Genomic DNA, 25,499 nt, shown 5'->3' with positions numbered 1-25,499 from the left:
ACCCCCCGTGGTGTATGTCGGATCCCCACCCCGGATGCGTTATCAGCGTTTCGGCAATTCGAGCGCGTCACGCGCCAAAAATGCGCGCTTACCAGGCAATCAGCCCGAGAAATTGAATTTCGCGGTCAAGTCGACACTGCCCTCCGTCTGGCCGTTGAGGACGAGCACCAACCCGGCCACCCACTGCACAAGCTCAAGATCGCGGATGCGGGGCGCGCCGACGCCGTCACCCGCGCGGGGCAGCGGCACCTGCACCGTCGACGTGGTGGCGCGGTAATGCCCGCCCGGGTACATGCGCTTGAGCCGCAACTGCGCGGAATCCGGTAACACCATGGGCGACAGCCGCACGGTCGACGCCGACACCGCGCCGATCTCGGTGATGCCGTACTCGCGGCACAGCAGGCGCAGCAGCGCGACCGCGACGAGGCGCTGCGCCGGCTCGGGCAGTGGGCCGTAGCGGTCGACGAGTTCCTCCACGACGGCACGCACGGCATCCTCATCGGAAGCCGCGGCGAGCCGCCGGTAGCCCTCCAGCCGCAGCCGGTCACTGCCGATGTAGTCAGGCGGCAGGTGCGCGTCGACCGGCAGATCGACCCGCACTTCTTTCGGCTCCTGTGGCGTGGCAACGGTTTTCCCGTCGGCGGCGGCCCGGTACGCCTCGACCGCCTCGCCGACCAGCCGCACGTACAGATCGAAGCCGACACCGGCGACGTGACCGGACTGCTCGACACCGAGCACGTTGCCCGCTCCGCGGATCTCCAGGTCTTTCATGGCAACGGCCATGCCTGCACCCAGCTCGTTGTTCTGCGCGATCGTCGCCAGCCGGTCATATGCCGTCTCGGTCAGCGGGACCTCGGGCGGATACAGGAAGTAGGCGTAACCGCGCTCGCGGCTACGGCCGACGCGGCCCCGCAACTGGTGCAGTTGCGACAGCCCGAACGTGTCGGCCCGCTCGACGATCAGTGTGTTGGCGTTGGAAATGTCCAGGCCGGTCTCGACGATCGTGGTGCACACGAGAATGTCGTATTCGCGATTCCAGAAGCCCTCGACGGTCTTCTCGAGGGTTTCCTCGTTCATCTGTCCGTGTGCGACGACAACGCGGGCCTCCGGAACGAGCTGACGCACGCGCGCCGCGGCCTGGTCGATCGAGCGCACCCGGTTGTGGATGTAGAACGCCTGCCCGTCTCGCAGCAACTCGCGGCGCAGCGCGGCGGCCACCTGCTTGTCGTCGTGCGGGCCGACGTAGGTCAGCACCGGGTACCGCTCCTCGGGCGGAGTGAGGATCGTCGACATCTCGCGGATGCCGGCCAGGCTCATCTCCAGGGTTCGCGGGATCGGGGTCGCGCTCATCGTCAGCACGTCGACGTGGGTCCGCATCGACTTGATGTGCTCTTTGTGCTCGACGCCGAACCGCTGTTCCTCGTCAACGATGATGAGGCCCAAGTCTTTCCACATGACCCCGGTCTGCAGCAGCCGGTGGGTGCCGATGACGACGTCGACCGAGCCGTCCTTCATGCCTTCCAGCACGGCGCGGGATTCCATCGGATCGGTGAACCGGGACAAACCCTTGACGGTGACCGGGAACCCGGCCATGCGCGCGGTGAACGTCTGCAGGTGCTGATCGGCCAGCAGCGTCGTCGGCACCAGCACCGCGACCTGCTTGCCGTCCTGCACGGCCTTGAACGCGGCACGCACCGCGATCTCGGTCTTGCCGTAGCCCACGTCACCGCAGATCACGCGGTCCATCGGCACCGGCTTCTCCATGTCGGCCTTGACCTCGGTGATCGCGGTCAGCTGGTCCATGGTCTCGGTGAACCCGAACGCGTCCTCCATCTCGGCCTGCCACGGCGTGTCCGGCCCGAACGCATGCCCGGGTGCGGACTGGCGTTTGGCATACAACGCGACGAGCTCGCTGGCGATCTCCCGAACCGCCCGGCGCGCTTTGGTTTTGGTGTTGGCCCAGTCGCTGCCGCCGAGCTTGGACAACGACGGCGCTTCACCGCCGACGTAGCGTGACAGCTGGTCGAGCGAATCCATCGGCACGTACAGTCGGTCCGATCCGCCGCCCCGCTTCGATGAGGCGTACTCGAGCACCAGGTACTCGCGCCGCGCCCCGCCGACGACCCGCTCGGTCATTTCGACGAACTTGCCGATGCCGTGCTGATCGTGCACCACCAGGTCACCGGCGGTCAGTGCGAGCGGGTCGACAACGTTGCGCCGTTTGGCGGCAAGCTTTTTGCCCTCCGAGGCCGTCACGCGGTTACCGGTGAGATCGGTCTCGGTGATGATCACCAGATTGGCGCCCGGCAGGATCACGCCGTCGTGCAGCGGACCCTTGAGCACGCCGACGACGCCGGCCTTCGGCGCCGTGCCGGGCTCCAACATCGTTGCCGCGGTGTCGGATTCGGCGAGCTGCTCGACTACGCGGTGCGCGGTGCCGGTGCCCGGCGTGACGATCGCGGCGTACCCGCCGGTCGCGACGTGTGCCCGCAGCATCGCGAAGATCTCTTCGAGACTCTGTTGACTGCGGGCCGACGGCGCCGGGCGCAGGTCGAGTTCGGTGGCGGACTCGTCCGACAACTGTGACAGCGTCCACCACGGGTGACCGGCCTTGCGGGCGCCGTCGCGTGCCTCGCTGAACGGCACGAATCCCGACGCGCCGAGCGCCTCGATGTCGATCGGGGCATCGCCGCCGACCGCGGCCGTCGACCACGACGCCTCAAGGAATTCCCGGCCCGTCTTGATCAGATCGGCCGCGCGCGTGCGCACCTTCTCCGGATCGCACACCAAAACCGGGGCGCCGTCGGGCAGATGGTGCGTCAGCGTCGTCGGCTCGACCGGATGCAGAAGCGGCAGCAGCGCTTCCATGCCGTCCACCGGGATGCCTTCGGCGAGCTTGGCCAGCATGTCGGGCACGCTGCCAGGCACGCTGTTCTCGTGGGTCGGGTGCTCTTGGGCCAGCGCGGCGGCCCGCTCCCGCACGTCAGCAGTCATCAGCAGCTCACGGCACGGCACCGCGACCACGGTTTCGACGGGAATCTCCGGGATCGACCGCTGGTCGGCGATCGAGAACATCCGCATCTCCGAAACCTCGTCGCCCCAGAACTCGACACGCACCGGATGCTCGGCGGTGGGCGGGAACACATCGAGGATGCCGCCGCGGACCGCAAACTCGCCGCGTTTGCCCACCATGTCGACACGCGTGTAGGCCAGGTGGACGAGCCGCGCGACGACGTCGTCGAAATCGGCTTCCAGCCCAACGGACAGCTGCACCGGTTCGACGTTGACCATGTCGGGTGACATCGGCTGAAGCAGCGAGCGCGCCGTCGTCACCACGACCCGCAGTGGCGGGCCGAGCGTCGCGTCGTCGGGATGGGCGAGCCGGCGCAGCAGTAACAACCGCGCGCCCACCGTCTCCACGCCCGGCGACAGCCGTTCGTGCGGCAGCGTCTCCCACGACGGGAACAGCGCGGCCGCGTCGCCGAACACCCCGCGCAGCTCCGAGGTCAGATCGTCGGCCTCCCGGCCGGTGGCTGCGACCACGAGAAGCGGACCGTTCTGGGCCAGTGCGGCCGCCACCAGCACGCGTGCGCTTGCCGGCCCGACCAACGCCAGATCGGCGGGCCGGCCGGCGGCACGACGAATGACGTCCTGCAGGGACGGATCGGACAATGCCAACTCGACGAGACCCGCGATCGGGGTCTGGACATGGGTGTGCCCCGGTGCGGTCATGATTTCTCCATCCTAGGCGGCGCCGGTTCGTCAGGATTCGGCCCGGTGACGTTAAGAGACCGTCAAGCCCCGCACCCGTCTCACCAGCACGGTCCACCGTGAAGTCATGACATTGCTGGACATCCTGCCGTCGCTGCGGTACGCCGCCACCCCACGCCTCGATCCGTCGATCTGGCCACTCACCACCGGGGTCGACGCGCAGGGCCGGGTCACGGTCGGGCGGGTGGCGCTGACCGACATCGCCGACGAGTTCCGCACCCCCGCCTACGTGCTCGACGAGGCCGACTTCCGCAGCCGCGCCCAGCGCTACCGCGAGGCGTTGCGCGGGTGTGAGGTGGTGTACGCGGGTAAATCCCTGCTGACGACGGCCGTGGCGCGGTGGGTGTCCGAGGAAGGACTCGGGCTCGACGTGTGCTCGGCAGGCGAGCTCGCGACGGCATTGGCCGGTGGCGTGACACCCGAACGCATCGTGCTCCACGGCAACGCCAAGTCCTGCGACGAGCTGCGCAACGCGGTCGACGTCGGGGTGGGGCGCATCGTGCTGGACTCGTCGATCGAGATCGCCTACCTGGCCGGGCTCGTGCGTAAGCGTCAACGGGTACTGATCCGGGTGACGCCGGGCATCGACATCGCCGGCCATCGCGCCGTCGCGACCGGGGTATGCGATCAGAAGTTCGGTTTCACGCTCGCCGACCGGCAAGCCGCACACGCGGCCGCGCGGGTACTGGCCACACCGCAGCTCGAGCTGGTGGGACTGCACTGCCATATCGGCTCGCAGGTGGTCGATCCACTGCACTACGGCGAGGCGATCAAGCGGCTGATCACCGAAATGGCCGACATTCGGCACGCGCACGGTGTGGTGCTGACCGAGCTGAACATCGGTGGCGGGCACGGGGTTCGCTACGTCGACGGCGAGGCTGCGCTCGACCTGGCCGCGCTGGCCGGCGTGATCGACGAAGCCCTCGACAGCGTGTGCACCGCCGAGCGGTTCCCGCGTCCACGCGTCGTCGTCGAACCCGGCCGGGCGATCAGCGCCAGGGCCGGCGTCACGCTGTACCGGGTGTGCGGCGTGAAGTCCCAGCCCGGCGGGCGGACGTTCGTCGCGGTGGACGGCGGCATGAGCGACAATCCGCGGGTCGGGCTCTACGGCGCGAAATACACTGTGACGCTGGCCAATCGGCATGCGTTAGGGCCGACGATGAAAGTCACCGTTGCGGGCAGGCACTGTGAGGCCGGCGACGAGATCATCCGCGACGTCGACCTCCCGGCCGACATCCATCCCGGGGATCTGTTGGCGGTGGCCTGCACCGGTGCCTATCACCACAGCATGGCGTCGACGTACAACATGGTGGGCCGGCCGCCCGTGGTCGCGGTGCGCGACGGTGCGACGCGGCTGCTGGTGCGCCGGGAGACGACAGCCGATCTGCTTGCCCGGGATGTGGGTTAGCTAGTCGGCTTCGAGGTGCGGGTCGGCCTCGAGGTGGGTCAGCCCGTTCCACATGAGGTTGACGACGTGCGCGGCGACGACCTCTTTCTTGGGCTCGCGGACGTCGAGCCACCACTGCGCGGTCATCGACACCGATCCGACAAGGGCCTGCGCGTACAGCGGCGCGAGATCGGGATCGAGACCGCGCCGGGAGAAGTCGCCGGCCAGGATCGAGGCCACCTGGTTGACCGCGTCGTTGAGCAGCGTGGCGTAGGTGCCCGACGTGATCGCCGCGGGCGAATCGCGGATCAGGATGCGAAAGCCGTCGGTGTGTTCCTCGACGTAGGTCAGCAGCGCGAGCGCGACCCGCTCGACCCGCACGCGCGACCTATTGTTGGTCAGCGACGACGTGATGCCGTCGAGCAGCGCCGACATCTCGCGGTCGACGACGACGGCGTACAACCCTTCCTTGCCGCCGAAGTGCTCGTAGACGACGGGCTTCGAGACGTTCGCGCGCAGCGCGACCTCCTCGATCGAGGTGCCGTCGTAGCCGCGTTCGGCGAACAGCGACTTGGCGATCTCGATGAGCTGTTGCCGCCGCTCGCTGCCGGTCATCCGGGCGCGAGGTGCACGCACTTCCTTCTCGGGTGCTGCCACGCGTATCAGGCTAGCCCTTTCGACTAGAGTCTCACCCGGACATTCCGTCGTGGTGTAATCGGCAGCACCTCTGATTTTGGTTCAGATAGTTCAGGTTCGAGTCCTGGCGACGGAGCTCAACAGCGCGAGTGACCCCGAACTGACAGCGTCGACGGCGTGTCCTCGTGCAGACACGGTCGCTCGTGGAGGAGGAGATTCGTGTCCACCACCGAAACCGCCGTGATCGTCCTGGCCGCAGGCGCAGGAACCCGGATGCGGTCGGCCACCCCCAAAGTCCTGCACGCTGTTGGCGGGCGCAGCATGCTGGCCCACACCCTGCACGCGGTCACCGCGCTGATGCCCACCCACGTCGTGGTGGTCGTCGGGCACGGTCGTGAGCAGGTCAGCGCCGAGGTGGCCCGGGTCAGCACCAAGGCCACCGCCGTCGTGCAGGACCAACAACTCGGAACCGGACATGCGGTCAGTGTCGGCCTCGCCGGGTTGCCGAGCGATTTCGGCGGCACCGTCATCGTCACCACCGCCGACGTTCCGCTGCTCGACGGTGAGACGCTGGCCGCCCTGGCCGCAGCCCACCAGGACTCGGGTGTGACCATCCTGACCACCACGCTGGCCGACCCCACCGGCTACGGCCGCATCATCCGTGACGCCGACCGCGCGGTCACCGCGATCGTCGAGCACGCCGATGCCGACGAGGCGCAGCGCGCCGTCGCCGAGATCAACTCCGGGGTGTACGCCTTCGATGCGGCCGCGCTGCGGTCGGCGCTCACCCAGTTGCGCACCGACAACGCCCAGGGCGAGCTGTACCTCACCGACGCGATCGCGTTGATCCGCAACCAGGGTCTGCCGGTACAGGCCAAGCACGTCGACGACAGTGCGCTCGTCGCGGGTGTGAACGACCGGGTGCAACTCTCCGAGCTCGGCGCCGAACTGAACCGGCGCATCGTCGCCCAACATCAGCGCGCCGGGGTGACGGTCATCGACCCGGCGAGTACGTGGATCGACGTCGACGTGACCATCGGGCGCGACACCGTCGTCCGGCCGGGCACGCAGTTGCTCGGCACCACCGAGATCGGTACGGGCTGTGAGATCGGCCCGGACACGACCCTGACCGACGTCGAAATCGGCGACCGGGCGTCGGTGGTCCGTACGCACGGACGGCTCGCGGTGATCGGAGACGGTGCCACGGTCGGTCCGTTCACTTATCTGCGGCCCGGCACCACGCTGGGCGCGGACGGCAAGCTGGGTGCTTTCGTCGAGACGAAGAACGCCACGATCGGCACCGGCACCAAAGTGCCGCATCTCACCTACGTCGGCGACGCCGACATCGGCGATCACAGCAACATCGGCGCGTCGAGTGTGTTTGTCAACTACGACGGCGAGAGCAAGCACCGCACCACGGTCGGCTCACACGTCCGCACCGGCTCGGACACGATGTTCATCGCGCCGGTCAGCGTCGGCGACGGTGCCTACACCGGCGCCGGGACCGTGCTGCGCGACGACGTCCCGCCGGGCGCGCTGGCCGTCTCGGACAATGCGCAGCGCACGATCGAAGGCTGGGTCGAGCGCAAACGTCCTGGCTCGGCGGCCGCCGAAGCCGCACGCAAAGCGCGGGGCGAAGAAGGGTGACTAGACGTTTTCCGTTGGCAATCTGGTAACCCGGCTACGAGCACCCGGAAAGGCTACGTACGATTGCCCCGTATCGATTCCCGACCGCGAAGGCAGCACACAGTGGCCACGGACTGGACCGACAATCGCAAAAGCCTGATGCTGTTCTCCGGCCGAGCCCATCCGGAGTTGGCTGAACAGGTCGCCAAAGAACTCGACGTCCATGTGACGGCGCAGACCGCACGCGATTTCGCCAACGGCGAGATCTTCGTCCGGTTCGACGAGTCCGTGCGCGGCAGCGACGCATTCGTGCTGCAGAGCCACCCGGCGCCGCTCAACCAGTGGCTCATGGAGCAGCTCATCATGATCGATGCGCTCAAGCGCGGCAGCGCCAAGCGCATCACCGCGATCCTGCCGTTCTATCCGTACGCGCGTCAGGACAAGAAGCACCGCGGCCGCGAACCGATCTCCGCACGACTGGTCGCCGACCTGCTCAAGACCGCAGGCGCGGACCGCATCGTGTCGGTCGACCTGCACACCGACCAGATCCAGGGCTTCTTCGACGGCCCGGTCGACCACATGCGGGCGCAGTCACTGCTGTGCGGCTACATCGCCGAGAACTACTCCGACCACGACATGGTCGTCGTCTCACCCGACTCGGGCCGCGTGCGCGTCGCCGAGAAGTGGGCTGATTCGCTGGGCGGCGTGCCGCTGGCCTTCATCCACAAGACTCGCGACCCGCTCGTGCCCAACCAGGTGAAGTCCAACCGCGTGGTCGGCGAGGTGAAGGGCAAGACCTGCATCCTGACCGACGACATGATCGACACCGGCGGCACGATCGCAGGCGCGGTCAAACTCCTCAAGGAGGACGGCGCCGCGGACGTCATCATCGCGGCCACCCACGGCGTGCTGTCGGATCCGGCCCGCGAGCGGCTCGCCTCGTGCGGGGCGCGTGAGGTCATCGTGACCAACACCCTGCCGATCGGCGAGGACAAGCAGTTCCCGCAGCTGACCGTGCTCTCCATCGCGCCGCTGCTGGCCAGCACCATCCGCGCGGTGTTCGACAACGGTTCGGTCACCAGCCTGTTCGACGGGTCGGCGTAGTGGCTGCCGAGGCCACCATTTATCACAATCCCAAATGCTCGACGTCGCGCAAGACGCTGGAGTTGTTGCGGGAGAACGGCATTGAGCCCGACGTCGTGCAGTACCTCAAGACGCCGCCGACACGGGCCGAGCTGAAGAAGATGATCGCCGACGCCGGCATCGACGTGCGCACCGCGGTACGCAAACGCGAATCGCTCTACAGCGAGCTGGGTTTGGCCGATGCGTCCGACGAGGAGCTGCTCGACGCGATGGCCGAGCACCCGATCCTGATCGAGCGCCCGTTCGTCGTCACCGCGAAGGGAACCCGGCTGGCCCGGCCGATCGATTCGGTGCAAGAGATTCTGTGAACCGGCTGATCGCCGCAGGCGCGGTGGCGGCGTTGATGCTGACCGGGTGCGGCGCCGAGACCCCCGACTACCAGTCGATCTGGACGACGACCGCCACCACGACGACATCGACCGACGCGCCGCCCGTGCCGCTGTGGCAGTACCTGGAGAACTCTGGTGTCGTCGGCGAACCGGTCGCCCCGGAAGACATCCCGGATCTCACCATCACGATGCCGACCCCGCCGGGCTGGCACCCGTACAGCAACCCCAACCTGGCGCCGCGCACCCGGATGATCGCCAAGGGCGACACCTATCCGACGGCCATGCTCCTGGTGTTCGAACTGCACGGCGACTTCGACGTGCCGCAGGCTCTCAAGGACCACGGTTACGCCGATGCTCAGCTGTCGGAGAACTTCAAGCAGCTCAACGCCTCGACCGACGATTGGCGTGGTTTCCCGTCGGCGATGATCGAGGGCAGCTACGACCTGAACGGGCGGCGCATGCAGAGCTATAACCGCGTCGTGATCCCCACCACCGTCGAGGCACCCCCGCAGCGGTATCTGATCCAGCTGACCGTCACGACGTACGCCGACGAAGCCCAGGCCCAGGCCGCCGACATCGAGTCGATCATCTCGGGGTTCACGGTCGCGAAGAAGTAAGTTGGTCCGCATGAGCGAAGCTTGCGAGCGAATCATCCGCACGGAATGCCGTGGCGGAGCCTGCGAGGCCACCGCATGACCCAATGGACCAGCGCCGATCTGCCCTCGTTCACCGGCCGCAGCGTCGTCGTCACCGGTGCCAACAGCGGGCTGGGCCTGATCACCGCGCGCGAACTGGCCCGCGTCGGCGCCAAGGTGATCGTCGCCGTCCGCAACCTGGACAAGGGCACAGCCGCGGCGGCGACCATGACGGGCGGCACCGTCGAGGTCCGCAAGCTCGACCTGCAGGATCTGGCGTCGGTGCACGAGTTCGCCGACACCGTCGAGACCGTCGACGTCCTGGTGAACAACGCCGGCATCATGGCCGTCCCGTTGGCCCGCACCGCCGACGGCTTCGAGAGCCAGATCGGCACCAACCATCTCGGCCACTTCGCCCTGACGAATCTCCTGCTGCCCAAGATCTCCGATCGCGTTGTCACGGTGTCGTCGCTCATGCACTGGATCGGCGTCATCAGCCTGCGGGACCTGAACTGGAAATCGAGGCCGTATTCGGCGTGGCTGGCCTACGGACAGTCCAAACTCGCGAACCTGATGTTCACCTCTGAGCTGCAGCGCCGGCTTTCGGCCTCCGGTTCCGCGGTGCGTGCGGTCGCAGCCCATCCCGGCTACTCCGCCACCAACCTCCAGGGCCACACCGGTAGCCGGTTCGGCTCGCGGATGGCCGCGGCGGGCAACCGGTTCATGGCAACCGAACCCGAGTTCGGCGCCCGCCAGACGCTGTATGCCGTGTCGCAGGACGTGCCGGGTGACAGCTTCATCGGGCCGCGGTTCGGGCAATTCGGCCCGACTCAGCCGGTCGGCCGCAGCCCGCTGGCCAAGCGAACGGACACCCAAAAGGCGCTGTGGGACCTGTCCGAGCAGCTCACCGGGGTGTCCTACCCGCTCGACCGCTGACGCCGTTTTGGGAACCGGGCCCTGACTTTGTTACCCTGACCAGGCGTCACGGCGAGGGTGGACCATGTGGATCACCGTTATCGACGGGAACTTCTGTAAGTGTTGCGACCCTGGCCGTGCTGACGAATGACCGCAGTACCGCATATGAGGAGCAACGCAATGGCCAAGGCCGCAAAATCCAATGCCACCAACAAGCTGACCGCGACGGTTCGCACCCGCACCGGTAAGGGCGCGTCGCGCCAGGCGCGCCGCGCCGGCTTGGTGCCCACCGTCCTGTACGGCCACGGCACCGACCCCCAGCACCTCGAGCTCAACGCCCATGAGTTCGCCGCCGTGCTGCGTAAGACCGGCACCAACGCCGTGCTGACGCTCGACATCGACGGCAAGGAAGAGCTCGCGCTGACCAAGGCGCTGGACATCCACCCGATCCGCCGCAACATCCAGCACGCCGACCTGCTGGTGGTCAAGCGCGGCGAGAAGGTGACCGTCGAGGTCACCGTCACCGTCGAGGGCGAAGCCGTTCCCGGCACCCTGGTCACCCAGGACGCCAACACCATCGAGATCGAGGCCGAGGCGCTGTCGATCCCCGAGCACCTGACCGTCTCGGTCGAGGGCGTCGAGGCAGGTACGCAGTTCACCGCGGGCCAGATCGCGCTGCCCGCCGGCGTCAACCTGATCTCGGATCCCGAACTGCTCGTCATCAATGTCGTCGAGGCCCCGAGCGCCGAGGATCTCGAGGCCGAGGGTGCGGGCGAGACCGCCGAGGCACCGGCCGCCGAGGAGCCCGCGGCCGAGGCAGCCGAAGAGTCGGCCGAGTAACTCTCCGTGGCCGAGCCGCTTCTGGTGGTGGGCCTGGGAAACCCCGGGCCCACCTACGCCAAAACCCGGCACAATCTCGGCTTCATGGTTGCCGACCTGTTGGCTGGGCGGATGGGCTCAGCCTTCAAGGTGCACAAGAAATCCGGCGCCGAGGTGGTGACCGGCCGGCTCGCCGGCGCACCGGTGGTGCTGGCCAAGCCACGCTGCTACATGAACGAGTCAGGCCGCCAGGTCGGGCCACTGGCCAAGTTCTATTCGGTTCCCGCCGAGCGTGTGGTGGTTCTCCATGACGAGCTCGACATCGACTTCGGACGTATCCGGCTGAAGTTCGGCGGCGGCGTGGCCGGTCACAATGGGCTCAGATCCGTCGCATCGGCGTTGGGCAGCAATGGTTTTGCCCGCGTGCGCATCGGCGTCGGCCGCCCGCCCGGTCGCAAGGACGCCGCCGCGTACGTGCTGGAGAACTTCAGTTCCGTTGAGCGAAACGAAGTTCCGACGATCTGCGAACAGGCCGCCGACGCCACCGAGCTGTTGATCGCGCAGGGCCTTGAGCCGGCCCAGAACACCGTGCACGCCTGGTAGTTCCCTTTCACCGCGAACGTGCGTGTCTGCTGCGCGACACGCCGCGTACGCCCGGCACTTTGCGCACGCTCGCAGCGCCTCAGCGCCCGCGAATGCCGCTGTCGACGACCTTCACGGTCTTGTGCGGATACCGCTTCTCGGCATGCGCCTTGGCCGCGGAGTTCGGCAGCACGTAGAGCGTCTCGCGCTTGTCCTGCAGGGGTTTGAGGACAGTGTCCATGAAGGCCTTGCGATCGTCGAGGTACGGCTCGATGACATCCTCCCCCGCTGGACACACCGCCAGGCAGTATGCGGCTTTGTAGTTGGCTTTGAACGACAAGCTCTGCCACATCGAGGCATTCTCGGAATCGCTTACCCGAGACCGGAAATCATCCGCGTCGGCGCTGTCGGCGATGGTCTGCGCCCAGTCGGTGAAACCGCCCATGAACTCGCGGTAGTTGTGCACCGAGCACGCCAGGAAGTCGAACTCGCCGTCCTTGCCGATCGCGCCGACCGGGCAGGCCGCCACGCACAGCTTGCATTCGAGGCACGGTGAATAGTCCAGTGGCTCACCGTAACTGCTGATCGGGTTGCCCAGCAGAATCGTCGCCAGCAGAATGAAGTTGCCGAACCGGGGATGGATCACGTTGCGGTGGATGCCCATGACGCCGAGTCCCGCGGCCACCGCGATCGGCTTGTGCGCGACGACCCAGATCCGCCCGGGAAACCGGTCCATCTCCATCGGGAAGGTGGCCGACGGGTTCACCGCACGATGGCCCGCATCCTCCAGCGCGCGGGTGATCCGGTGGGCGGCCTCGTTGATGATCTCGCCGCTGCGGTGGAACTCCTGATTCGCGACGCTGCGAGTAGTGGACCGGACGTTGTCGCGGTTCATCTTGACCACGAGCGAGATGTAGCTGCGAACGCCGGGCAACGCCACGCCCGCATGTTCGCGTTCGGATTCCAGGGCCGGATCGTCGGCACTCGCGAACGCGACGTCGTCGGCGCCGGCATCCAGGCAGAGCTGACGAAGCCAGCCGGCGTCGATCACGCCCGGCGGCGGCGTGACACTACGGGCCCGCACCGCACGCACTGTCGGATGGTCGGCGAGGCGGGCGGGAAGTCTCTCGGCCATGAAGCTGAGTATATCTAGCTATACTCAGAGCGCAAAGGCAGGGGTCTATGGCGTAAAGAAACCGTTCGAACCGGGTATGAGCTCCGCGGGTAGGGGTACACCTGAGGTATGGACGCCAGGGCGTTGCAGCGCTACGGCGAGCGCCTGCTCGACGGCACCCGGCCTTGGGGGACGGTCGAGATCCGGCCCGGCCGATTCGGCATCGTGCAATACCGCCTGGTGGTGTACCCGCCAGGGTTGAGCCGCTCAGAACATCGCTGGCTGCGGCTCGCGCGGGGTTGGCCGGTGTGGGGGTTCGTGTTGTGGCTGCTGTGCCAGATCATGCTGACCGGGACGATGACGCCGTGGGCGGTGTTCGGCGTCTCCGCGGCGGCAGCCATCGGCGCGGGCGCTGTCGCGTTCGCGATGGCCGGTGAGGCGCGCACCCGCGTACGCGGCATGCTCGTGACGACGATGATCGGTTACCCCGACGCGACGGCACAGGCCAACCGCGACCGGCTCGCCGAGCTGGCGGCCGTGCTGCTCGAGGCCGACGAACGCCTCAGTCACGGTGACATCAGCGTCGTCGAGCACGAGCTGATCTGGTGGCAGGTGTACGACGAGCTGGAACTCACGCGCGAGCGACCGCAAGCGTGATGGCCGACCGGTACGAGATGCTGGCGCTGATGACTGTGCCCGCCGTGCTTCTGCTGGCCGTGCGCGCGAACGTCGTCCGGCAGAACCGGGTCGCCGTGAAGGCTGAGCGGATGCCAATGGCTGCGAGCGTGCGCGGAATGCTGCTCCAGCGCGGCGTGCCGGGCAGCAGACACGCACGCTGATGGTGCGCCTTGGGTGCCAGCGGGCAGCGCCTGTCCCTAATGCCGTTGCGGCCGCACCGGCGGCGCCTGCCCGGGCGGCGGCGGGGCCGGGTACCACTCCTCGGGCTCCGGCCACACGAAACCCGGAGGGATCGAATACGTTTCGAAGACGGTGCCGGTCGCCGACTCGGTGTCAAAAAAGGCGAAGGCGTTGGCGTCGACGAACCGGCCCGATTGCACCGGCGGGAATCCGCGACGCCCGAACTCGCCCAGCCGGTCCTGCCACGGCTTCTCGTCGCAGTCGAAGGCAATGTGCTGGATGCCCTCGCCGTGGGTATCGAGGAACTCCTGGAAGATCGACGGCCCGTACAGCGGTTCCATGATCTCTACAGCCAGGTCTCCGACGTCAGCGAAGCACACCTTGATGCCGAAGTCCGCCGCCTCCCCGCGGTAGGTCCGCTCGGTGACAGTGGCGGAGTCGAAGGTGTACACCCGCCACGGCCCGATGCCCAGCCGCACGAGGCCTTCCATCGTGCGCCGGTGGTCGGCGGTGACGAAGCAGACCTCGATCAGTTTGCCGAGGAAGCTGTTCGACAGTTCCGTTGCGCTTACAACCTGCGGTAGTTTGCTGTCCTCGGTCATGCCCGCGCCGTACGCCGAGCGAGCACGAAGTACAGGATGCCGGCGACGAGACTCCCTGACAGCCAGGAGAAGTCGGTGTTGCCGAGTGCGGTCGCGAGCGGTCCCTGCATTGCCGGCACGAGACCGTACTGCCATGCCCAGCCGGCGACGACGCCTGCCGCGAGGCTGATCAACCCGGCGGAGTTGAACATTCCGTATGTAGACGCCTCAGCCGGCAGATACAGCGAGGCGGTGTCGAGACGGCCACGGCGAATTGCGAAGTAGTCCACCAGCATGATGGCCGCCCACGGGCTGATCCAAACCAAGATGGAGACCATCCAGTTGTCGAAGGCATGCGCGAAGCTGTCGGCGTTGACGAACACCGCAAGCACCGCCGTGGCCACCAATCCGGCGATCAGAGTCACCTTCCATCGCGTGGCCCGCACCCCGATCGACAACGCCGCGAGCGAGCACGAGTAGAGGTTCAGGATGTTGGTTGCGATCGGACCGTGCACCAGCAGGAGCAACACGGGGACGGCCATTACGCCGAACGTCCCGACCACCAGGGCCGACGGGTCACTGCCGCTGCCTGCGCTGGCCAGACACGCTCCGAGTGCGGCCAACCAGACCGTCGGGATGTACATGCCCAGCGAAGACGACCAGAACACCGCGCGGGCCGATGCGTCGACGCGAACGAATCGGCTGTAATCCGACGCATACGGGATCCACGTCAGACCCCAGCCGATGCCGATGGCCGTCAACAGTTGTGTCACCGCCGTGATCTTCTCGCCGGGCTGCAGCTCGGCGCCGGCGAAACTCCAATTGATATCGGTGGTCGCGATCGCCAGCACGGTCATCGCCGCCATCACGACCACGGTGGCCGGCACGGTCCACTTCTCAAAGCTGCGGATCGCATAGAACCCGTACAACGCCAGACCGAGTTGCACCGCCATGATGCCCGCGGCTACCAGAAAATCCAGCCAGGCCCCGCCGGTGATGCCGAGTTCCGCCAGGACGGCCAGCACCAGGTCGAGCACCACCCAGGTGTTCACCCCGACCCAGCCCATCGTGAGCAGGAACTGCGCCACGCCCGGCACGATGGCGCCGAGCCGGCCGAACGGTGCCCGGCCCAGCACCATCTGATTCACCGCGGTGCGGTGGCCGACGACATTGAAGACGCCGAAGACGCTGCAGCCGAGAAGGTTTCCCACCACGACGACCGCGAGCGTCTCGATGAGGCTCAGACCAAGCGCGATCCCGAGTGCACCGAGCACCCAGTTGATGGGCGCGATGTTGGCGCCGGCCCAGATCCAGAACAGTTCCCACGGTGAACAGTCCCGGCTGTCGTCGGGAATCGGTTCGATGCCATGCGCGTCGAACGGTACGGCTGAGTCAGACCCCTGAGTGGGCGGCCTGGTGTCAAGCGGACTAGTGGACATTGGCGGCTCCTCGCTGATTGGCTTCCGCTCATCGAAACACCGCGAACTGAAGGCGCCGAGTGTATAAACATCCACAAACTGCCCATCTGAATGGATGTCGATACACCGATGCTGAGCCTGCAGACGCTCCTCGCGGACACCACCTTGGAACTCACCCTGCTGGCGCCTGGTCCGGTCGACGCGCTCGACAGCGAGGCGCTGTGGCTGCACAACACCGAACTGCCCGACCCGTCGCCCTACATCCGGCCCACCGAACTGGTGTTGACCAACGGTTTGTGGCGCGATTCAGTGACCGCCGGCGAGTTCGTCGCCGCGCTGCAACGTGCCCGCGCCGCCGGGCTGATCTTCGGTCTCACCGCGCAAACACCAGTCGCCCCAGACGATCTCGTCGAAGCCTGTGTCGCCGCGGGAATTCCGCTCGCCACGGTGTCGATCAGGGTGCCGTTCACCGCCATCACCGAGACAGCGGCACGGATACAGGGTGCGGCACGACAGGATGCGCTCGCTCGTCTCGTCCGCCGCGGCAATGCGCTGGCAACGTCCATCTCGCGCGGTGGCGGCGCCGAAGGCGTGCTGGAGGTCTTGCGACGCGACCACGAACTGCCGCTGCTGGTGGTCGACAGGATGGGGAGGCGGCTGGCCGGCGATGCGCCCGGCACCGACGCCGACACCGACCGGGCGGCCGCCGAGGCGCTGGCTCGTCGGCCACCGCCGCTCGAAGTCGAGCTGCCAGGCGCCGGGCTGGCATCGGTGTACCTCGTCGAAGGCGCAATGGGCGATATCGACACCGGGCTGTTCTGCCTGCGTCCGCTGGCAGAACTCAGCGGAGTCGAGCGTGACGCGATCGATCAGGCCGCGCGATTCCTCAGCCTCGAGGTCACCAAACAGCAAGCCCTGCATGCGATAGAGTCACGCTTCTCCAGCGAGCTGCTGGAGATGATCCTGTCCGGTGCCGCTCGGGTTGCCGATGTTCAGGATCGATTGCGGACGTTCGGCATCGACCCCGCCACGCGGCTGGCCGTCATCACCATGGTGGTCGGCGACGAGCCGGTGCGACCCGCCGGTTCCACCGACGAGATCGAAGGGTTCTTCCGGCGTCGTGGCATCCCGGCGGTGGTGGTGGCGGGCAGCCAGGACACTGTGGTCGTGTTCCCTTGGAGCAGCACCGGCCAGGACCTCGGCGGATTTTGTCACCAGCTGTCCGACGCAGTGCGCCAACGCTTTCCGGAACACCGTGTCGTGGTGGGGATCGGTGCACCGGCGGCCGATTCGACGGAACTGCGCGAACCGCTGATCGGCTCCCGAGAAGTCTGCCAGGTCCTTCGCCGACGCAGTAAAGACTCGCGCGTCGGCACTTTCGCCGATGTCGGTACCCATCGAATGCTGCTCGGACTGCACGACCGGGCGCTGCTGCGCCGCTTCGCCGACGACATCCTCGGCCCGTTGCGCACGAACGACGAGCACAACGGCACCGAGCTGGAGCGCACCCTTCGCACGTTCTTGAGCAACGACGGGCACTGGTCGGCCACCGCAGGCGATCTGTACGTACATGTCAACACCCTCCGTAACCGGGTGTCTCGCATCGGCGAGCTGACCGGACGTGATGTGAGTCGACTCGAGGACCGCGTCGATCTGTTCCTGGCGCTGGAAGCCGATGCCTTGAGTTGACGAAGAACTGACGACGCTGCGTCAGTCGGGGTACACGTCTGTCTGCGCGACCGGCGGTGTGAGAGTGCGCGGCTGGATCGCGCCGTCAGCGTCCACTGCCTCGGCCACGTCGCGGCACCGCGCGAACCGGACGTCACCCAGCTCCAGCGTGTGTTCGATCAGGCCGCGCAGGGCCATGATGCGCCCGGGACGGCCCGAAAGAAACGGGTGCACACAGAGGTTGAACAAACACCGGTATCGGCGCATCCCGTCGAGCTCTGAACGCCACATCTCGGCGACCTTCACCGGTGACTCGATCACCGAACCGACGTGCGGGTCGGGCAGGTAGGCGTACTGCTCCCAGTCGTCCAACGACCAGTGCACCGGCAACTCGACGATAGGTGTGACGTCGGTGTTGATGCGGTACGGCCGGTCGTCGCCCATCAGGGAGGAGTCGTAGGACAGACCGTACTCGGCGATCAGACTCGGAGTCTGCCAGCTCGCACCCCACAGGGCGGCACGGTGTCCCCGAATGTCGATGTCCTGCGTGGCGAAAACCTCCATTCCACGCTCGAAGTCCGCGCGCTCCTCTGCCGCCGTCATCGTCACAGGCGATCGGTGGCTGTAGGAGTGGTGTGCGACTTCGTGCCCGCGCTCGACAATCGAGGCCGCCAGCCCGACCCGCTGCTCGGCCACCCATCCAGGCACGAAAAACGTTGCCGGCACTTGAAGTTCGTCGAGCATATCCAGAATGCGCGGCACTCCGACATCAGGCCCGTACGACTGGTGCGACATGGTCATCATGTGGTCCGCATAGCGACGTCCCTGCGCGAGGATCGGCGTTTCGGCGTCGACGTCGAACGTCAGCGTGGCGACGGCGGCAGCGCCGCGATGCCAAGGCGCGGTCATGAGTGAACGCTCGTGGCTGTTCGCCAATTGCGGGCGTTGGCAATTGTGGCCATCGGCGAGAGCATGCCGGGGTCGAACCGTTCCAGGTCCTCCCCGGCCGACACCCGCCTCGGCAGGTCCGGATTGGCCAGCGCGCCGCGGCCAACCGACAACAGATCGGCGTGTCCGCCCTCGAGTACGTCAGCGGCCTGTGTCAGGTCGTGCATACCGCCGTTAACCATCACCGGCAGCCCGCTGATCTCTCGGGCGAGCGCCGTGATGGTCCGGCCATCCGAGAACCGCGCGGTGTCGATGAAATCGCGCCCCTCGCTGGCGATGTGCAGATAGTCGACACCGGTGCCGGCCAGTGTCGCGAAGATGATCTCCGCGTCAGCCGCGCCGCCCGGCCACCGGTAGGTGAAGTCGTTGACCTTGGTCTGTGACAGCCGGATCCCCACCAGGAAATCCCCGGCGACCCGGTCGCGGATCTCGCTGAGCACGCGTGCGGCTATGCGGATCCGGTTGGCGACACCGCCGCCGTACTCGTCATCGCGGGTGTTGGTGTAGACGGTCAGAAACTGGTCGAGAAGATAGCCGTTGGCCGCGTGCACTTCCACACCGTCGAATCCGGCGGCCTGCGCACGGACCGCTGCATCGCCGAAACCGCTTACCACGGCATCGATCCCATCGCGGGTCATCTCCTGCGGGGCGGGCCAGGTACCCGCGCCACCGTACTCGTCGAGCATCGTGCCGCGCGGCGTGACCGCCGACGGCGCGATCGTGCCTGCGCCGTATGCATTTCCCTGCGACAACGCACCGGCATGCATGAGTTGCGCGACGATCGGTACGCCATGAGCGTGCACACCATCGGTCACCGGCCGCCACGCCTGCACATGGGCATCGGTGGCGAGGCCTGGCTGGTTGAGATAGCCCTGGCTGTGGGTGATGTCGGTATAGACACCTTCGGTCAGTATCAGGCCGAATCCGCCTCGCGCGAAATCTGCGTAGTAATCCGCCACTTCGGTGGTGGCGGCGCCGTCCGAGGTGGCCGACACGCGTGTCATCGGTGCGACGGCGAACCTGTTGTCCAGTGTCAGGGCGCCGATTCGCAGGGCGGTCAGTGCCGGGTGTGTGTTGGCCATGCTCGAATCTCCTAGGTGTCGATGTGGGGTGTGGTGATGCGTAGGGCCAGCGGGGTGGGCCGATCGCCATTGATCGGGTTGAGATCCATAGGGCAGGCGGAGACCACGATTACGCAGTCCATTTCGGCTTCGAACGTGATGGAGTCGCCGGGGCGGCTCCCGGCGGGCAGCCAACTCAGCGTGCCCTCCGGGCTGACCGGGATATTCATGAACAGATTGACAGGCTGGGGCACGATCGTCGTGACGAGACCCAACTCGGCCAGCGCTGCCCGCAGGTTGGCGGCACAGGAATCGTGGTCGTCGACCCCGAGCTTGATATAGCGCTCGGGATCGCACGCGGCGATCAACATGTCGTGCGCGCCCGGCGAAGTGTCCTCGACCAGGGTCAGAATGGGCCGACGGCGGTTGGTGACGAACTGATCGCCGATATGCGGGAACAGACTGCTGGTTGCCGTGCGCGTGTGGCTGGCCGACAGATGCTCGCCGACATCGGCCGTCGCGAAGGCGAACATGTCGCCCACCTGCCCGCCGTCGACGTCGACCACTTGCAATCGGTCGCCCCGGCGGATCTGCAGGGCACGCCCGGCCCGGGCCGGCACCTCGAGGTACCCGGTGTTTGTCTGCTTCATGTACGCATTCAACCGACGACACTGCGTCGGCCATCATGGTTGTTCGCACACACTCACCCGGCACGGAGTGGAGCTTCATCCATGCAGGTGCCCTTTGAAGGCCACCTAACCTGCGGTAATGCCGCAGACCACTAGTGCACAGCAGATGTGTGAGCTCAGCCTCGCCCGCGCTGAAACCCCCGCTGCCCGCTCAACCATGATCACGATGACCGCTGATCGGGCCCGTCGTGAAGCATGCGACAGTGATGCCCGTCGGCGGCGCGGCAGCCTCCGTAGCACGCTCGACGGCGTCCCGGTGGTGTGGAAGGACCTGTTCGACGTCGCCGGCACCGTGACCACCTGTGGGTCGTCCTCACGGCTCGATGAACCGCCCGCGCGGGCGGACAGCACGCTCGTTCGCCGCCTCCGCGAGGTCGGCATGGTCACGGTCGGCAAGACCAACCTCAGTGAGTTCGCGTTCTCAGGGCTCGGCATCAACCAGCATTTCGGCACGCCGATCAACCCGCTGGATCCGACCCGGGTACCCGGAGGATCGTCCTGCGGTGCCGCCGTGGCCGTCGCCCTCGGGGTCGCTTCGCTGGCCGTCGGCACCGACACCTCCGGCTCAGTGCGTGTCCCGGCCGCATTCACCGGCTGCGTCGGCTTCCGTGCGAGCCATCAACGCTACGGGCCCAACGACTTTCACGCGCTGTCGCCAACCCTCGACAGTGTGGGGTTCATGGCACGCTCGATCGCCGACATCCAATGCGTCGACCGACTGCTGGTGCGCAGGCAACATCCCGTCCCGCCGGCATCGCTGCTGATCATCCCGGCAGGCGAATGGGTCGACGACTGCAGTCCCGGCGTGCACGCGTCGTTCACGGCAGCCGTCGAGGCGTTACGTCGCAGCGGAGTCGTCGTCACCACCCGCGAGTTGCCGTCACTGCGGCAGGCTCAGCGCCTACTCGACACGCACGGCACGATCGTCGGCGCCGAGGCCTACGCGGCCTTCGGGGCGCTGCTTGCCGATCCGGCCGGGATGGAGGCGGCGACCCGACGTCGCTTGCGCCGCAACGCCAGTGCCGAGGTGGCCCCCTTGCGCGCGGCAATGCCGTTGCTGCGCCGCCGATTCCGTGACGAACTCGGCGGCGCGATAATGCTGTGTCCGACGGTGCGCCACGAACCGCCACGCATTGCCGACCTGCTCGCCTGCGCTGCGGCGTACGACGCCGCCAACGCGTCGACGCTGCGCACCACGATGGTGTTGAGCTATCTGGGCGCGTGCGGGGTGACCCTGCCCGTGCCCGGGGTCGACGACGAATTGCCGAGCGGGTTACTGCTCTCAGCGCCCCACGGGGACGACGGCGTTCTGCTCACTACGGCAGCCGGATTCAGCCCGCCCGAGGGCCGCGAGCGTGCGCGAAATGCTGCCCACGCGCGGCGCGCCGGGCAGCAGACGCGCACGCTCGCCGTGCCGGGTGACGAAGTTACCCGGTGACCAGCGAAACCGAATTCGCGCGGCGCAGCTTGCCTGACGGCGTCTTCGGGATGGTGCCGGGCCCGAGCACGACGACGTTGCGCGGCCGCACGTCAACCTCGGAGACCACCTCGTGGGCCACCTGATGTTCGATGCGGCGCACCTCGGCCGGATCCTGCCAGGCGTTGGATTCGACTGCGACGGCGAAGGTTTCGCGTGAGTGCCCGGCGTCCAGGCGCACCGCGACCGCGCAGCCGGGACGCACGCCCTCGACGCGGCCGGCAGCGCGTTCGATGTCGGTCGGGTAGATGTTGCGCCCGGCCATGATGATGACGTCCTTGACGCGGCCGCACACGATGACGTTGCCCTCTTCGGTGATGTAGCCGAGGTCGCCGGTGTCGTACCAGCCGTGCTCGTCCTGAGCCGGCAGGAAGCCGCCCATGGTGATGTAGCCGGGGGTCAGCGATTCGCCGCGCAGTTCGATGACGCCAACCCCGCGGGAGGGCATGACCTCACCGTTCTCGTCGACGACGCGGGCCTCGAGGTCCTTCAGCAGCGGGCCGAGGGAGGCCAGCCGCTTGGTGTTGCCCTTCGTGGCGGGCACGGCGCGGCGCAGCGCGGCCAGCAGGTCGGCGTCGACCTCGTCGACCACCAGGCCGGCGTTGCACGGGGAGAACGACACCGCCAGGCACGTCTCGGCCATGCCGTAGGCCGGCAGGATCGCCGACGACTTGAGCCCGAACGGCTTGCCCGCGTCGAGCAGGTCTTCGACGTCGGCCGGTTCGACCGGCTCAGCACCCGACAGCGCGAACCGCAGCGTCGACAGGTCGAAGTCGCCGGGCTTGGCTTGACGGCGCAGCCGCTTGGCCAGCAGCGCGTAGGCGAAGTTGGGCGCCGCGGTCATGGTGCCCTTGTACTTGTCGATGAGCTTGGCCCACAGCAGCGTGTCACGCAGGAAGTCCATGGGCGTGACCTTGACGAGCTCGGCGCCGAAGTACATCGGAATGGTCAGGAAGCCGACCATGCCCATGTCATGGAAGCACGGCAACCAGCTGACCATGACGTCCTTGTCGACGTCGTACTCCGCGCCGATGAACATCGCCTCGGCGTTGGAGTGGATGTTGCGGTGCGTGATCTGGACGGCTTTTGGCGACCCGGTCGATCCGGACGTCAACTGCATGAGCGCCAGGTCGTCCTCGCCGGTCTCGACCGGGTCGATCGGGTCGGCGGCCAGCAGATCGGCGACCTTGAGGACCTTGACGCCCTTTTCCTCCAGCACCGGGATCGCGACGAGGAACGGCTCGGAGACGATGACGGCGTCGGCCTCGATCATGCCGATGACGTTCATGGTGTCTTCGGCCCACACCGCCAGATCGGTGCGCGGGGTCGGCTGGTGCAGCATGGTCAGGCTCGCGCCACGCATCCACACGCCCTGTGCGGTCGGGGCGATCTCCACCGGGAACCCGGCCAGGACGCCGACGGCGTCGCCGTGATTGATGCCTGCGGCGGCAAGGCCGCCTGCGATACACCGGGCGCGCTCGTGAACCTCACCCCACGTGTGTCGCACCGGCTCGTGCGGCTCACCGGTCACCATGCCACGCTTGCTCTCACGAGCGTTGCGGTACATCTTCTCGGTGAATCTGCTCACGACGACCTCCTAGGTGCCGGCGTCATTGCCCGGCTTTCCATGCTCCGCCCCGTGAGCGGCGCTTTTAAGTAGGCGCGCGCACACAATTGGGCAGCAGTTATGTCTCGGTTCGGTGATGACTTCCGTAAGGGCACAGCCACCTCCCGCAACGTTGCGGGAGCAGGGGCACCGGTACCGGCTACAGGCCTGCAAAACCGCCCGCCCACACCTGCGGCGGGCGAAGTCGCGTCCGATGCTTGACCGCTAGCTTTCACCGTCGATCATCTTAAGAGACCCTTAAGTAGCTGCCAAACTGTCGCGACAATTGAGGTCTGCGTCACACCTGACGCGAGTCAGACGGATGTCGACGGAGCGGGGACGACGCGGGCCCCGTGCACCGGTCCGCTGGCCACGCGGACCGTCCGGCACACGCCCGCCCCGGCCAGCTCAGCGCCGACATCGACGGCCGCGGTCGAAGAGGGGCACAAAAACGCGCACGTCGGCCCCGAGCCGGACACGATGCCGGCGAGCGCGCCTGCCTCGACGCCCGCTCGCAGCGTGCGCCGCAGGTCCGGATACAGGCTCAGCGCGGCCGGTTGCAGGTCATTGCCCAGCAGCGCGGCGAGTTCGGCCGGATCGCCGGAAGCCAGCGCGGCCAGGACGGGCTCGGGCTCCTCGGTCTTCGGCAGGTCACCGCGGCCCTCGTCGGCCCGCAGACGATCCAGCTCGCCGAAGACCTTCGGAGTCGACAGCCCGCGGTGCGCGAACGCCAACACCCAGTGGAACGTATTGCGGGCGAGCACCGTGGCGAGTTCCTCGCCGCGCCCCGACCCCAGCGCGGTCCCGCCGTGCAGGGCGAACGGCACGTCACTGCCCAACTGGGCGGCCAGGGCGTGCAGGTCCCGCCGCGGCACGCCGAGCTCCCACAGCGTGTTCATCGCGACCAGCACGGCCGCGGCATCCGCACTGCCACCGGCCATGCCGCCGGCGACCGGGATCGACTTCTCGATGCTGATCGCGACATCGGGCGCACGGCCGACGTGTTCTGCCATCAGCACCGCGGCCCGCCAGGCCAGGTTGCGTTCATCGGTCGGCAGCGACTCGACACCCTCGCCCGAGAGCGTCAGCGACAACACGTCGGCGTTGCGCACAGTCACCTCGTCGAGCAGCGAAACCGCGTGGAACACCGTCGTGAGGTCGTGGTAGCCGTCGTCGCGCAGATCGCCGACGGCCAGGTACAGGTTGACCTTGCCGGGCACACGCACCGTCACCGACCCAGTGGGAACCCACTCGGATGCGGTACTGCCGTCGGATGCGGACACGGCCACGACACTATCGCCGACCGGTCCACGGCGTCGCTGAACCTAAGCTGTGATGGTGGTGTCACCCGGCGAGGCGATCGCGGGATACGCCGTCGAAGAGGTCGTGGGCCGCGGCGGCTGGGCCGTCGTGTACCGGGCACGCGACCACGCAGGCCGGGCGGTCGCGCTCAAGGTCCTCGACGATGCGCACCGGGCACCCGACCAGCTGGCCCGGCTGCAGCGCGAGTTCGACTTCGCCGGGCGCCTCGAGCACCCCAACATCGTCGAGGTCTTCGACGCGGGTCCGGCCTGGCTTGCCATGGAACTGATCGAAGGCGGAACCGTCGGCGTGCTGCCCACGACCGGTGCGCGACTGACCGCGCTACGCCAGATCGCCGACGCACTCGACCACGCACACCGGCGCGGCATCGTGCACTGCGACGTCAAGCCGACCAACATCCTTGTGGACAAGTCGATTTCACCGCAATCGCGGGCCGTACTGATCGACTTCGGCGTGGCCCATTCGGTCGCCGAGGACGTGGCCATGCGGCTGTCACACGACGGTGGACGTCTCACGCTCGACCCGGCCAAACGCATTGCCCGCCAAGCTCCAGCACCCCACCCGCAGATTCAGGCGTCCCTGCCGTACTCGGCACCCGAATTGCTCTGTGGGCGTTCGCCTTCGGCAGCCACCGACGAGTACGCACTGGCCTGTACGACAGTCGAACTTCTCACCGGATCGCCGCCCTTCGCAGCGAAGACCGCGATGGGCATGATCGACCAACAACTCCAGGCTCCGCCGCCACGAATCTCACGGAAGGTCGCCTGGATACCCCACGCGGTCGACTCGATCCTGGCCAAAGCGTTGGCGAAAGACCCCGAGCGGCGCTATGACTCGTGCGCCGAGTTCATCGGTCTGATCGCCAAGGCGCTGCGCTGAGATCGGCACGAAAACGACGAAATGGTCGCGCACC

Annotated in this window: 23 protein-coding genes and 1 tRNA gene; 14 read left to right on the top strand and 10 right to left on the bottom strand. The window is 67.3% G+C overall.

The annotated features are described in order from the left end of the window. Positions 1 to 99 precede the first annotated feature (99 nt). Positions 100 to 3,732: a transcription-repair coupling factor gene (mfd, locus tag ACRCUN_RS05400; RefSeq protein WP_462140645.1), complete on the bottom strand. Its 3,633-nt coding sequence runs from the start codon at positions 3,730 to 3,732 to the stop codon at positions 100 to 102. A gap of 106 nt (positions 3,733 to 3,838) precedes the next feature. On the opposite strand from mfd, the gene lysA reads away from it, so the two are divergent. Then, entirely contained in the window at positions 3,839 to 5,179 is a 1,341-nt protein-coding gene (gene lysA / locus ACRCUN_RS05395; RefSeq protein ID WP_462140644.1) for a diaminopimelate decarboxylase, read from the top strand. Here lysA and ACRCUN_RS05390 read toward each other — a convergent pair whose 3' ends face one another. Then, the gene (locus ACRCUN_RS05390; protein WP_067844396.1) at positions 5,180 to 5,773 is read right to left on the bottom strand and encodes a TetR/AcrR family transcriptional regulator; all 594 of its coding nucleotides are present in this window, start codon (positions 5,771 to 5,773) and stop codon (positions 5,180 to 5,182) included. It abuts the gene before it with no gap. Positions 5,774 to 5,858: 85 nt separating this feature from the next. Here ACRCUN_RS05390 and ACRCUN_RS05385 point away from each other — a divergent pair. The 8 genes from ACRCUN_RS05385 (at position 5,859) to pth (ending at position 11,864) form a co-directional block, all read left to right on the top strand. Next, positions 5,859 to 5,930 (top strand) — tRNA-Gln (locus ACRCUN_RS05385). Positions 5,931 to 6,013: 83 nt separating this feature from the next. Then, positions 6,014 to 7,441, top strand: coding sequence for a bifunctional UDP-N-acetylglucosamine diphosphorylase/glucosamine-1-phosphate N-acetyltransferase GlmU (gene glmU / locus ACRCUN_RS05380; RefSeq protein ID WP_462140643.1), 1,428 nt, complete (start codon positions 6,014 to 6,016; stop codon positions 7,439 to 7,441). Between the two features lie 102 nt (positions 7,442 to 7,543). Beyond that, positions 7,544 to 8,524, top strand: coding sequence for a ribose-phosphate diphosphokinase (locus ACRCUN_RS05375; protein ID WP_462140642.1), 981 nt, complete (start codon positions 7,544 to 7,546; stop codon positions 8,522 to 8,524). After that, positions 8,524 to 8,871 (top strand): arsenate reductase (glutaredoxin), encoded by a 348-nt coding sequence (gene arsC, locus ACRCUN_RS05370; RefSeq protein ID WP_462140641.1) that lies wholly within the window; start codon positions 8,524 to 8,526, stop codon positions 8,869 to 8,871. The genes ACRCUN_RS05375 and arsC overlap by 1 nt, the downstream gene beginning before the upstream one ends. A gap of 35 nt (positions 8,872 to 8,906) precedes the next feature. Beyond that, positions 8,907 to 9,509 (top strand): LpqN/LpqT family lipoprotein, encoded by a 603-nt coding sequence (locus ACRCUN_RS05365; protein WP_462140968.1) that lies wholly within the window; start codon positions 8,907 to 8,909, stop codon positions 9,507 to 9,509. A gap of 75 nt (positions 9,510 to 9,584) precedes the next feature. Continuing rightward, on the top strand, positions 9,585 to 10,463 hold the full coding sequence (locus ACRCUN_RS05360) for an oxidoreductase (protein ID WP_462140640.1): 879 nt from the start codon (positions 9,585 to 9,587) through the stop codon (positions 10,461 to 10,463). Positions 10,464 to 10,622: 159 nt separating this feature from the next. Further along, positions 10,623 to 11,282 carry a 50S ribosomal protein L25/general stress protein Ctc gene (locus tag ACRCUN_RS05355; RefSeq protein ID WP_462140639.1) on the top strand — a complete coding sequence of 220 codons (660 nt, stop codon included), beginning with the start codon at positions 10,623 to 10,625 and terminating at the stop codon, positions 11,280 to 11,282. 6 nt (positions 11,283 to 11,288) lie between these two features. Then, positions 11,289 to 11,864, top strand: coding sequence for an aminoacyl-tRNA hydrolase (gene pth, locus ACRCUN_RS05350; RefSeq protein WP_462140638.1), 576 nt, complete (start codon positions 11,289 to 11,291; stop codon positions 11,862 to 11,864). A gap of 79 nt (positions 11,865 to 11,943) precedes the next feature. Here the strand turns inward: pth and ACRCUN_RS05345 are convergent, their stop codons facing one another. Then, positions 11,944 to 12,978, bottom strand: coding sequence for a 4Fe-4S binding protein (locus ACRCUN_RS05345; protein WP_462140637.1), 1,035 nt, complete (start codon positions 12,976 to 12,978; stop codon positions 11,944 to 11,946). A 108-nt stretch (positions 12,979 to 13,086) separates the two neighbouring features. Between ACRCUN_RS05345 and ACRCUN_RS05340 the strand changes: the two genes are divergently transcribed. Both ACRCUN_RS05340 and ACRCUN_RS05335 read left to right on the top strand, forming a co-directional pair. Beyond that, positions 13,087 to 13,614 carry a DUF6611 family protein gene (locus ACRCUN_RS05340; protein ID WP_462140636.1) on the top strand — a complete coding sequence of 176 codons (528 nt, stop codon included), beginning with the start codon at positions 13,087 to 13,089 and terminating at the stop codon, positions 13,612 to 13,614. Positions 13,615 to 13,643: 29 nt separating this feature from the next. After that, positions 13,644 to 13,796 carry a hypothetical protein gene (locus ACRCUN_RS05335; protein ID WP_462140635.1) on the top strand — a complete coding sequence of 51 codons (153 nt, stop codon included), beginning with the start codon at positions 13,644 to 13,646 and terminating at the stop codon, positions 13,794 to 13,796. A gap of 36 nt (positions 13,797 to 13,832) precedes the next feature. On the opposite strand, the gene ACRCUN_RS05330 is transcribed toward ACRCUN_RS05335, so the two are convergent. Further along, on the bottom strand, positions 13,833 to 14,417 hold the full coding sequence (locus ACRCUN_RS05330) for a VOC family protein (protein ID WP_462140634.1): 585 nt from the start codon (positions 14,415 to 14,417) through the stop codon (positions 13,833 to 13,835). Next, positions 14,414 to 15,835 carry a cytosine permease gene (locus tag ACRCUN_RS05325; RefSeq protein ID WP_462140633.1) on the bottom strand — a complete coding sequence of 474 codons (1,422 nt, stop codon included), beginning with the start codon at positions 15,833 to 15,835 and terminating at the stop codon, positions 14,414 to 14,416. Before ACRCUN_RS05325 ends, ACRCUN_RS05330 begins: the two co-directional genes overlap by 4 nt. 90 nt (positions 15,836 to 15,925) lie before the next feature. Here ACRCUN_RS05325 and ACRCUN_RS05320 point away from each other — a divergent pair, with 90 nt between their 5' ends. Further along, positions 15,926 to 17,503, top strand: coding sequence for a helix-turn-helix domain-containing protein (locus ACRCUN_RS05320; RefSeq protein ID WP_462140632.1), 1,578 nt, complete (start codon positions 15,926 to 15,928; stop codon positions 17,501 to 17,503). Positions 17,504 to 17,524: 21 nt separating this feature from the next. Here ACRCUN_RS05320 and ACRCUN_RS05315 read toward each other — a convergent pair whose 3' ends face one another. From ACRCUN_RS05315 to ACRCUN_RS05305, 3 genes are read right to left on the bottom strand one after another with little or no spacing between them, the layout of a single operon-like run. Continuing rightward, positions 17,525 to 18,391, bottom strand: a complete 867-nt coding sequence (locus ACRCUN_RS05315; protein ID WP_462140631.1) for a polysaccharide deacetylase family protein — start codon at positions 18,389 to 18,391, stop codon at positions 17,525 to 17,527. Then, positions 18,388 to 19,512: an NADH:flavin oxidoreductase gene (locus tag ACRCUN_RS05310; protein WP_462140630.1), complete on the bottom strand. Its 1,125-nt coding sequence runs from the start codon at positions 19,510 to 19,512 to the stop codon at positions 18,388 to 18,390. The genes ACRCUN_RS05315 and ACRCUN_RS05310 overlap by 4 nt, the downstream gene beginning before the upstream one ends. A gap of 11 nt (positions 19,513 to 19,523) precedes the next feature. After that, entirely contained in the window at positions 19,524 to 20,141 is a 618-nt protein-coding gene (locus tag ACRCUN_RS05305) for a DUF1989 domain-containing protein (RefSeq protein ID WP_462140629.1), read from the bottom strand. A gap of 118 nt (positions 20,142 to 20,259) precedes the next feature. Here ACRCUN_RS05305 and ACRCUN_RS05300 point away from each other — a divergent pair, with 118 nt between their 5' ends. Further along, positions 20,260 to 21,618, top strand: coding sequence for an amidase family protein (locus ACRCUN_RS05300; RefSeq protein WP_462140628.1), 1,359 nt, complete (start codon positions 20,260 to 20,262; stop codon positions 21,616 to 21,618). Here ACRCUN_RS05300 and ACRCUN_RS05295 read toward each other — a convergent pair. Then, the gene (locus tag ACRCUN_RS05295) at positions 21,608 to 23,245 is read right to left on the bottom strand and encodes a fatty acyl-AMP ligase (protein ID WP_462140627.1); all 1,638 of its coding nucleotides are present in this window, start codon (positions 23,243 to 23,245) and stop codon (positions 21,608 to 21,610) included. The two genes, ACRCUN_RS05300 and ACRCUN_RS05295, sit on opposite strands and share 11 nt — an antisense overlap. A 332-nt stretch (positions 23,246 to 23,577) precedes the next feature. After that, positions 23,578 to 24,546 (bottom strand): 4-(cytidine 5'-diphospho)-2-C-methyl-D-erythritol kinase, encoded by a 969-nt coding sequence (locus tag ACRCUN_RS05290; protein WP_462140626.1) that lies wholly within the window; start codon positions 24,544 to 24,546, stop codon positions 23,578 to 23,580. Positions 24,547 to 24,601: 55 nt separating this feature from the next. Here ACRCUN_RS05290 and ACRCUN_RS05285 point away from each other — a divergent pair, with 55 nt between their 5' ends. Beyond that, positions 24,602 to 25,465, top strand: a complete 864-nt coding sequence (locus ACRCUN_RS05285; RefSeq protein ID WP_462140625.1) for a serine/threonine-protein kinase — start codon at positions 24,602 to 24,604, stop codon at positions 25,463 to 25,465. The last annotated feature ends 34 nt before the right edge of the window (positions 25,466 to 25,499 follow it).

It is taken from the genome of Mycobacterium venezuelense (assembly GCF_054919535.1).
The sequence above is the reverse complement of the archived record's forward strand: the minus strand, read 5'-3'. Positions and strand labels throughout refer to the sequence as shown.